Genomic DNA, 8,464 nt, shown 5'->3' with positions numbered 1-8,464 from the left:
TCTAAAGAGACGGCGGCTCACTGCCTCATTAATTTAGGTATGCTGACCCGGTTAAGTGCTTCGCGCACTACGTTATCGGCAAGCGTTAAAGTTCTTACCTTGGAATGCCTCGCCAGTTCTGAGCTTCTAAAACTCAATTGTGAAAATAGCTACGTCAGCACACAGGACAGCCGGGAAGTGTGATCTTCACCACTGTTCTTGTGGAAAGAAAAGTGTAAGAATTAATAAAACTTTACGAAAAGTAGGTAGAACACGATGATTCCGACCGTCATTGAACAATCTGGACGTGGTGAACGAGCCTTTGATATCTATTCCCGACTGTTGCGGGAAAGAATAGTATTTCTCGGACAGGCGATCGATGCAGATGTCGCTAACTTGGTGGTAGCCCAGCTCTTGTTTTTGGATGCCGAAGATCCAGAGAAAGATATCTATCTCTACATTAACTCACCGGGTGGATCGGTCACGGCAGGAATGGGAATTTTTGACACCATGAACCAAATCCGGCCCGATGTCTCTACCATTTGCGTAGGCTTGGCCGCCAGCATGGGTGCTTTTCTCCTCAGTGCAGGGATGAAAGGCAAGCGCATGAGCTTACCCCATTCTCGGATTATGATTCACCAACCCCTCGGAGGAGCGCAAGGTCAAGCAGCCGACATTGAAATCCAAGCCAAGGAAATTCTCTACCATAAACAACGGTTGAATGAGTTATTGGCCAATCATACCGGTCAACCTTTAGAACGCATTCAGGAAGACACGGAGCGCGATTTCTTTATGTCAGCCCAGGAGTCTGTGGACTACGGATTAATCGATCAAGTGATCGATCGCCGTCCCTCCGCGAGTCAACCCATCAGCGTGGTTAATTAATTGGGTAATGGGTGATGGGTAATGGGTGATGGGTAATGGGTAATCGGTAATCGGTAATCGGTAATCGGTAATCGGTAATCGGTAATCGGCGATCCCCCCATCTCCCCATCTCCCCATTCCCCCATCCCCCCATCCCCCACCATCTCTAAAAGAACTCGTCACCAGAAGGAGGCGTTTGTTGCAGGTGCTGGAGAAATTCTTTGATTTGACTACAGTTAAGCATTAAGCGGGAACCCTGACTTTCTGGATATTTGCTCTTCAGATAGTCTTTTCCCTTTTGATCGCTCCAACCGAGGTTTTTCATTTCTACGCTAGTTTGGGCGTAGGTTTGCAAATATTCTAGAAACTCCTTCATTTCTTGGTCGCTCAAAACCAGGCGTTTGTTTTTGCCATAGATGCGTTTGAGATAGTCACTTTCCCGTTTACTGTTCCATCCAATCAGACCAAGTTCCGTGTCGATCTTGAGGCTAATGTCAGAAAAATCAAATTCTTCTTCCGGTTCCGGTAAAGGTTCAGCTTTAGGAGCCGGTGGAGGGGGTAGGGATTCATCGGCAGAATCTTCTGGATCGTCTTCTATGGGGGGGAGAGATGACCAAGTTTCGGGTTCGGGTGCTGGCGCTTTGGCTTCGGGTTGGGGAGGTGCAGGTTTGGGGGGACTCGGTTGAGGAAGTGGAGTCGGTTGTACAGGAGTGGGTTCAACTGGGGGTTCAACTGGGGTGGGTTGCACAGACACAGGTGCAGGACTCGGTTGGGGAGAAGGGAGTTGTAACAGGGCGATCGCCCGTTCTCTGGCTCGATCTTCAGCTTTTTCGATGTGGCGATCGGCTGATAGTCCAGTCGCTAGGACTAAGTTACCGCATTCGATCTGCACCCGGACAACATACTGTTGCTCGTGAATCTGAAGTAGCTCAGAAATCAGGCTCGCAGTCGGATAAGCAGCCCGAAATTGAGTCCACAAAGATGAAGATGAAGTTGGATCAAGCATGAGTCGTTAATTCTGTGCAAAATAGACGAATATCTGGTATAATTATAACTTACCATTTTCATCAGGCATCACCAATTAGCCTCTACAAAAATGTTCTCAAAGGTGCAGTAGGGTGGGCATTGCCCACCCTACTACAAGACGACTACAACTTACCTTACCTCATCAAGCCTTAGCTATTCTTAGCAAAACTCGGTGTCGAACCAGGGAGAGATGAAGGCATCTTAGATTCACCCAGAGATGAAGGCATCTTAGATTCACCATTCTGGTAAAACTCATAGTCAATTTCCACCGCAGTGGGAATCGCCACACTAATCCCTTCTTGCTTGAGCCGTTCCTGAATCATGATTAAGGTCTCTTCCCAAACCGTCCAGTAATCTTCCTTGGTTACCCAGCAAACGGCACCAATGGGAATATGATCTTCTTGATACCAATAGATATACGTCCCAATATATTTATCTTGCACGACCTTGGGATGGGATTTCATGACTTCAGTCAACAGCTCTTTGACACGACGGAGATCCTCATTCACATTCAAGCGGATAGTGTGCTTAATTTTGCGGTAAGTATCATGGGTGAGGTTATGGATTTCGCTATTCCAAACCGTATTGTTGGGTACACTCACCAGTTCGCCATTAAAGCTTTTGAAGGTGGTGTTTGCCAAGCTAATGGAGTCTACCGAAACCCACATGCCAGCCACCTTAACTTCATCACCCACATCAAAGGGTTTATAGAACATCAGCATCAAGCCACTGGCTAGGTTACCCAGGTTGCTTTGTAGGGCGAAGGCGAGGACGAAACTTGCACCCCCAATAAGAGCCAGGAGAGGCCCGAGGCTTACTCCTAGGGCAGTTAATCCGAGCAGAACTCCCATGACTATAGTTCCTCGGCGGAAGGTCTTGACGAGAAAGCCCTCCATTAACTCAGACGCAAATGAAGTTTTCAGGAACAATGAATCGAGGGCATTTCCACCAAACCAAGACACTATCGCAGAAGCAGAGACAATACCGACAAAGATCCCCATGTTGATCGCCCAGCGCAAACCCCCTTCTTCAGACCGTGCCCAAGCTAGGAGCCGAACCATTAACCCCTGAGTATCTGTCACATCAACTTCGATACTACTAACAGCAGTGATATATTGACGATAGGATTCTGTATCACCGCCACGCAGATCGATAGCATCTAGAATCACCTTAAATCGTTCTGCTAGAGCCGTTTGCTCAGTTTGCAGCTCAGTAACTGTAATCAGCAACTCCTGCTTCACATCCGTTTCTGCTTCTGCTGATTCTTCCAGTCGAGCTTCTACTTGCTCAAGGTTCCCAATCTTCTCGTCTTTCTCAGCAATGCCATCACCCGTTGCAGCAGTCTCCTCAGTATCCGTTTCTCCTTCTCCTACAGGAGCGCCAGTGACTTCATCAATTTCTGCTCCATCTTGGGGTTCTCCTGCGACTTCGCCTTCGAGTAAAGAAGCGGCTTCTTCAAAATCTGCTTGTACCGCTTCTGCCTCTTCAGCATTGAGGTCATTTTCGAGCAGAGGATCGGGTTCTTCTTCTGCCTCTGGATCGCCGTCCAAACTGGATTCAACCGTCGATTTTAATTCCTCATCCTCTTCAATCTCCCTCTCTGCTTGAGATGCGGCATCTACAGACTCCTGAGCCTGTCTCAAGGATTCTTCAGCCGCTTCTGTTTTCTCAATGACGGCGGTAGAGCCAGCCCCTTCTTCAATTTCCGCTTGTTTGGCTTCCTCTAGGGTTTTCTCTGCTTCTTCGAGTTTTCGTACCGCTTGTTCTGTTTCTTGAATCTTGCGGTTCTTGCGCTTAATGGCAATTTCTTGATTGGAGATTTGCCGCACTTTGGCTTGCAGCAAACCCTGCCAAGCTTGAGCTTCTACTTCTAACTCAGCTAGGGTTAGGGGTTTAACTAAGAGCTTGAGTTCATCCACCGGAATCTCTGGATTTTTGGTGGTTCTGGTTTCTGGGGCAGAAGCCGTTTCCGTGGCTGCTTCTTGGGCAACGGCGGCAGAACGCAGAGGCCTGGGGACAACATCACCCCAACTGGCCAGGGTGCAAACCATGGCAGCTAGGACGAGCTGCCGTAGGCGACGCTTGGGCTTGGACATAGTTCTAATCTCCTTCTCCTAGGTCTTGAAAGTATATGAAGACTTTAAGGCTGTAGAGATAGTTTAGACGACAAATTTCGATTTGTCAGGATGGATAGGTTAAGTCACGTCACTCTTCCCAAAATATCCAGTCCCACACTCACGTTCTTGTTAGCTAATTTGAATTTTAAGTGGCGGAAGAAAAAAAACGGGAGAGCAAATATTAAGATTTCATTACATTTCGTAACCAAACACATTGGGGTCAACTTCTCCCAAGGTAAGATCGCCTAGTCCGTACTCTTGCCAGCGCTGGTTAACTTTAGCAGCTACTTCTGGATCGGATTCCAGAACTGCCCCCCATTCATGGGTGGTTTCAGGGTATATTTTAGTAGTGGCATCAACCCCCATTCTGCCCCCTAAACCGATTTTTTCACTGGCAAAATCCAGGGTATCAAAGGGGGTTTCGGGAAGAATAAATACATCTCGCGAGGGGTCTACTTTGGAGGAAATTGCCCAAACCACTTGCCGAGGGTCGCGAATATTAATGTCTTTATCGACAACAATGACGAATTTGGTGTAGGTAAATTGGGGGAGGGCACTCCAAAAGGCGAGGGCTGCGCGTTTGGCTTGGCCGGGATAGGCTTTGTCGATGGAAATAATGGCGGCTTTGTAACTTAAGGCTTCCATGGGGAGGAAGAAATCGACGATTTCCGAGACTTGTTGCCGCAGGATGGGGGTGTAAATGCGGTTAAGGGCGATCGCCATCATCGCTTCTTCCTTGGGGGGACGGCCGCTAAACGTGGTTAAATATACGGGATCTTTCCGATGGGTGATACATTGGAAGCGAATCAGGGGGGAGTCTTCCACGCCGCCATAATAGCCCATATGGTCGCCAAAGGGGCCATCTGGCAGGACTTCACCGGGGGTAATGGTTCCTTCAAGGACAAATTCTGAGTCTGCGGGAACTTCCAGGTCTACGGTTTTACATTTAGCTAGGGCAACGCCAGAACCTCCGTAAAGTCCGGCAAATAACCATTCGGAAAGGTCTACGGGGATGGGGGTGGCAGCCGCCATGATGATGAGGGGATCAACGCCGAGGGCGATCGCCACTTCCAGCTTTTTACCCTGTTCTGCTGCTTTTCGCAGATGACGCGCTCCTCCCCGCACCGACAACCAATGCACGGTCATGGTTTTAGCCGATTGCAGTTGTAAACGATAGACTCCTACATTAGGAATTCCCGTTTCACAATCCTTAGTAATGACCAATCCCAAGGTAATGATTTTTCCCGCATCTCCGGAATAGGGACGAATCAAAGGCAGGGTATTTAAGTCTAAGTCCTCTTCTGGAATCGTCACCTGTTGACAACTGGGAAAAAAATCGCGTCCTGGTTTAGCTTTGACCACATCAAACAAAACTTTACCAAAATCAATCGCTTGCGAAATCTTTTTCGGCGGCTTGGGTTGTTGCAACATGCCCAACTTTTTCCCTAGGGCTTCTAATTCTAAGGGATTGTCCATATTCATCGCCCAACAAATGCGCTCAACAGTTCCCATTAAATTAATAGCAATGGGAAAGGGCGATCCTTGAACATTTTCAAACAGTAACCCAGGGCCTCCCGCTTGTAGCATTCGGTTGGAAATTTCGGCAATTTCTAAATCGGGATCGACAGAGGCTTTGATTCGTCGCAGTTGTCCGCGCTCTTCGAGTAGGTTGATAAATCCGCGTAAGTCTCTAGCCATGGGTTGAGTCAAATAGTTACCTCTTTATTATGTAGGGAAATGGGGTCATGAAGTCCAGAAATCGCGATCGCGGCCCTATCCTAAAGTTAATTCATGCCTATCATAGAGGCAGACTCGAAAGCCTAGAACCATCAGTGATTTGAACCGTAAAAGGATTGTATTGAACCATGAAGCTTCTACCTTGTGGTGCGGCGATCGCCTCTGCTGCTGTTATCCTTGCCTTAACAGGAATTTGCGATCGGGCCGTACAAGCTCGCTTTGAAGAACAACGGTATCGCCAAGTTCTCGATCAACTCAGCACCATTCGCGCCACCCTAGAAGGAGCGATCAATCAGCGTCTATCCGTAGCCGAAGGATTAGCAGCCTATGCTTCCACGCACCCAAATTTAACCCAAGCCGATTTTACAGCGATCGCCAGAGTCCTCGTCTCTCAAAAAGAGGGCATTCATACCGTCGCCTTCAGTAAAGGCACAATTGTCAGTTATTACTATCCCCTAGAAGGCAATGAATCCGTCATTGGAACAGATCTAATGACCATTCCAGAACAACGAGCCATGGTGAAAAAGGCGATCGAAACTCGCCAAACCTTGGTAGCCGGCCCGGTTAACCTAGTACAAGGAGGCGTTGCCTTTATCAGTCGCACACCCGTTTTCCTCACTCCCACCGATGGGGAACCCAATAGTGGTGAATTTTTAGGTCTCACCTTTGTCGTTATCGGCGAACAACGCTTATTAGAAGACGCTGGACTCTTAGAGCCTTCCCCCTTGCACTATGCCTTACGCGGAAAAGATGGTCTCGGTGCAACCGGAGAAGTCTTTTTCGGTAACCCAGACCTATTTGAGCAGGAACCCGTAACCTTAAACGTCACCTTACCCAACGGCTCCTGGCAACTGGCAGCCATTCCCCAACAAGGATGGCAACAACCCTTTCCCTTGCGCCCCTGGTTTCACGTAGCCAGTTTAGCGGTAGCTGCATTGACCGGCAGTTTCGCCTTTGTCCTCGTCTGTGAACCCGCTCGCCTGCGAGCAGAAATTAACGAACGCATCAAAATCGAAAACGCCTTACGCCAATCAGAAAAGAACTTACAAACAGCAAAAGAATCCGCCGATAAGGCCAACCAAGCCAAAAGCGAATTTCTGGCCAACATGAGTCATGAACTGCGTACTCCCCTCAATGGCATCCTAGGTTATGCCCAAATTCTGCAACGTATGGACGACCTCAAGCCCCAACATTATCAGGGAATTACAGTGATTCAAGAAGCCGGTTCTCACCTCTTAACTCTGATTAATGATATCCTCGACCTGGCCAAAATTGAAGCTCGCAAAATGGAATTGCTCCCTACAGAAATCCATTTACCTTCCTTGATCGGTGGGGTGGTTAAAGTCATTCGCATCAAAGCAGAACAAAAAGAACTCGCATTAACATACATCACTGACCCTAATGTACCGGATAGTGTCTATGTGGATGATAAACGGTTACGTCAAGTCTTACTGAATCTTTTAGGAAATGCCACTAAGTTTACAGATGAAGGAGAAGTGAAATTTTCAGTCACTCACTGTCCCTTAACAGATAGAACCGAAGGCTCTATAACACGGATTCGCTTTGACATTTGCGATACCGGAATTGGCATGAGTGCAGAACAACTAGAGAAAATTTTCTTACCCTTTGAACAAGTAGGACTCCACTCGTACAAGCATCAAGGAACCGGGTTGGGACTAGCCATTACTCACAAGATTGTGGAGATGATGGGCAGTCAAATTGAAGTCACCAGTCAGCTTGGTATGGGCAGTCAATTTAGCTTTGTTGTCGATCTGCCTATTGTCCAAAATTTGACTTTCTCAGCCCCAGAAACCCTAAGCGGGAAAATTATTGGTTATCGAGAAACCCAGAAAAAAATATTAGTTGTTGATGATAAAGTCGTCAATCGAAAGATTATTGTTGAAGTCTTATCACAACTCGGATTTCAGTTAGCAGAAGCAGAAAATGGCAAGTTGGGACTTGAGCAATATCACCAGTTTCAACCGGATCTGATTGTTACTGATTTAGTGATGCCAGAGATGGATGGGTTTGAGTTGACGCGACAAATTCGTAACTTTCCCGATCCCGATGTGGTCATTCTTGCTTCTTCTGCCAGTGTTTTAGCACAGGATCAAGACCAGAGCTTGATGGCTGGGTGTAATGATTTTTTACCTAAACCTATAGATGTAGAAATTTTATTAGATAACGTTAGAAAATATCTCCATTTAACTTGGATTTATCAAGAAGTTATCCATAGAGAAAACACCGAAACTCAAGAGTTAATTTATCCTAAAAGCTCGGAATTAAAACAGTTAATTGATTCAGCTCGGATCGGCGATTTTGAAACTATTGAAGCCGAAGTTAATCTGCTCAGACAACTCAATAGCAACTATCAAGCGTTTTGCGATCGCATCCTGGATCTAGCTGACGAGTTTGACGATCGCGGCATCTTAAATTTAATCGAAGAACATTAGCGTTTCTAGCTTATTACTCATTATGACTAAAATTGTTTCTGCACAAGACATTACCCTAGGCACTCTCAAACAAACCCTGGGATTGCAAGTTGCTAAAAATCGCAACTTTTTTACCGAATGGTCAGAAAAATTGCCTTCCTTAACCGATACAGCGTTTTTCGATGTTATGAGGTACAGTAATCGAAATGTTCCTTGAGAGTGTTGTCCCATGAAAAGCCTGAAGAATGGGCACGCATAGCGTAAAAAATGGTTTTCCCTTCTGCCCATTACCCATTACCCATTACCCAT

8 protein-coding genes are annotated in these 8,464 nt (G+C 46.9%); 4 read left to right on the top strand and 4 right to left on the bottom strand.

Features of this window, described 5'->3' with window-relative positions; translation table 11 throughout:
- On the top strand, positions 1-183 hold a 183-nt coding region (locus PJF56_RS03745), incomplete at its 5' end, for a hypothetical protein (RefSeq protein WP_283761307.1).
- A gap of 72 nt (positions 184-255) precedes the next feature.
- Complete coding sequence (gene clpP / locus PJF56_RS03740) at positions 256-864, top strand: ATP-dependent Clp endopeptidase proteolytic subunit ClpP (RefSeq protein ID WP_283761306.1); 609 nt, start codon at positions 256-258, stop codon at positions 862-864.
- Here the strand turns inward: clpP and PJF56_RS03735 are convergent.
- The 4 genes from PJF56_RS03735 to PJF56_RS03720 all read right to left on the bottom strand — a co-directional run bounded on the left by PJF56_RS03735 (position 861) and on the right by PJF56_RS03720 (position 5,684).
- Positions 861-1,007 carry a hypothetical protein gene (locus PJF56_RS03735; protein WP_283761305.1) on the bottom strand — a complete coding sequence of 49 codons (147 nt, stop codon included), beginning with the start codon at positions 1,005-1,007 and terminating at the stop codon, positions 861-863. The two genes, clpP and PJF56_RS03735, sit on opposite strands and share 4 nt — an antisense overlap.
- Before the next feature lie 2 nt (positions 1,008-1,009).
- Positions 1,010-1,849, bottom strand: coding sequence for a hypothetical protein (locus PJF56_RS03730; protein ID WP_283761304.1), 840 nt, complete (start codon positions 1,847-1,849; stop codon positions 1,010-1,012).
- 169 nt (positions 1,850-2,018) lie between these two features.
- Positions 2,019-3,965 (bottom strand): mechanosensitive ion channel domain-containing protein, encoded by a 1,947-nt coding sequence (locus tag PJF56_RS03725; RefSeq protein WP_283761303.1) that lies wholly within the window; start codon positions 3,963-3,965, stop codon positions 2,019-2,021.
- A gap of 213 nt (positions 3,966-4,178) precedes the next feature.
- Entirely contained in the window at positions 4,179-5,684 is a 1,506-nt protein-coding gene (locus tag PJF56_RS03720; RefSeq protein WP_283761302.1) for a UbiD family decarboxylase, read from the bottom strand.
- A gap of 167 nt (positions 5,685-5,851) precedes the next feature.
- Between PJF56_RS03720 and PJF56_RS03715 the strand changes: the two genes are divergently transcribed.
- Both PJF56_RS03715 and PJF56_RS03710 read left to right on the top strand, forming a co-directional pair.
- Entirely contained in the window at positions 5,852-8,176 is a 2,325-nt protein-coding gene (locus tag PJF56_RS03715) for a response regulator (RefSeq protein WP_283761301.1), read from the top strand.
- 22 nt (positions 8,177-8,198) lie between these two features.
- Positions 8,199-8,372, top strand: a complete 174-nt coding sequence (locus PJF56_RS03710) for a hypothetical protein (protein WP_283761300.1) — start codon at positions 8,199-8,201, stop codon at positions 8,370-8,372.
- Positions 8,373-8,464: the final 92 nt, after the last annotated feature.

The organism is Roseofilum halophilum BLCC-M91, from assembly GCF_030068445.1.
In the GTDB taxonomy this organism is placed as follows: domain Bacteria; phylum Cyanobacteriota; class Cyanobacteriia; order Cyanobacteriales; family Desertifilaceae; genus Roseofilum; species Roseofilum halophilum.
Note: the sequence above shows the minus strand (reverse complement) of the source record. Positions and strands in the feature narration are given on the sequence as shown.

Bases quoted from the DNA above. Each gene is read 5' to 3' on its own strand.
- clpP (WP_283761306.1), top strand. From the start codon at position 256: ATGATTCCGACCGTCATTGAACAATCTGGACGTGGTGAACGAGCCTTT.
- PJF56_RS03730 (WP_283761304.1), bottom strand. From the start codon at position 1,849: ATGCTTGATCCAACTTCATCTTCATCTTTGTGGACTCAATTTCGGGCT.
- PJF56_RS03715 (WP_283761301.1), top strand. From the start codon at position 5,852: ATGAAGCTTCTACCTTGTGGTGCGGCGATCGCCTCTGCTGCTGTTATC.
- PJF56_RS03710 (WP_283761300.1), top strand. From the start codon at position 8,199: ATGACTAAAATTGTTTCTGCACAAGACATTACCCTAGGCACTCTCAAA.
- PJF56_RS03720 (WP_283761302.1), bottom strand. From the start codon at position 5,684: ATGGCTAGAGACTTACGCGGATTTATCAACCTACTCGAAGAGCGCGGA.
- PJF56_RS03735 (WP_283761305.1), bottom strand. From the start codon at position 1,007: ATGGTGGGGGATGGGGGGATGGGGGAATGGGGAGATGGGGAGATGGGG.
- PJF56_RS03725 (WP_283761303.1), bottom strand. From the start codon at position 3,965: ATGTCCAAGCCCAAGCGTCGCCTACGGCAGCTCGTCCTAGCTGCCATG.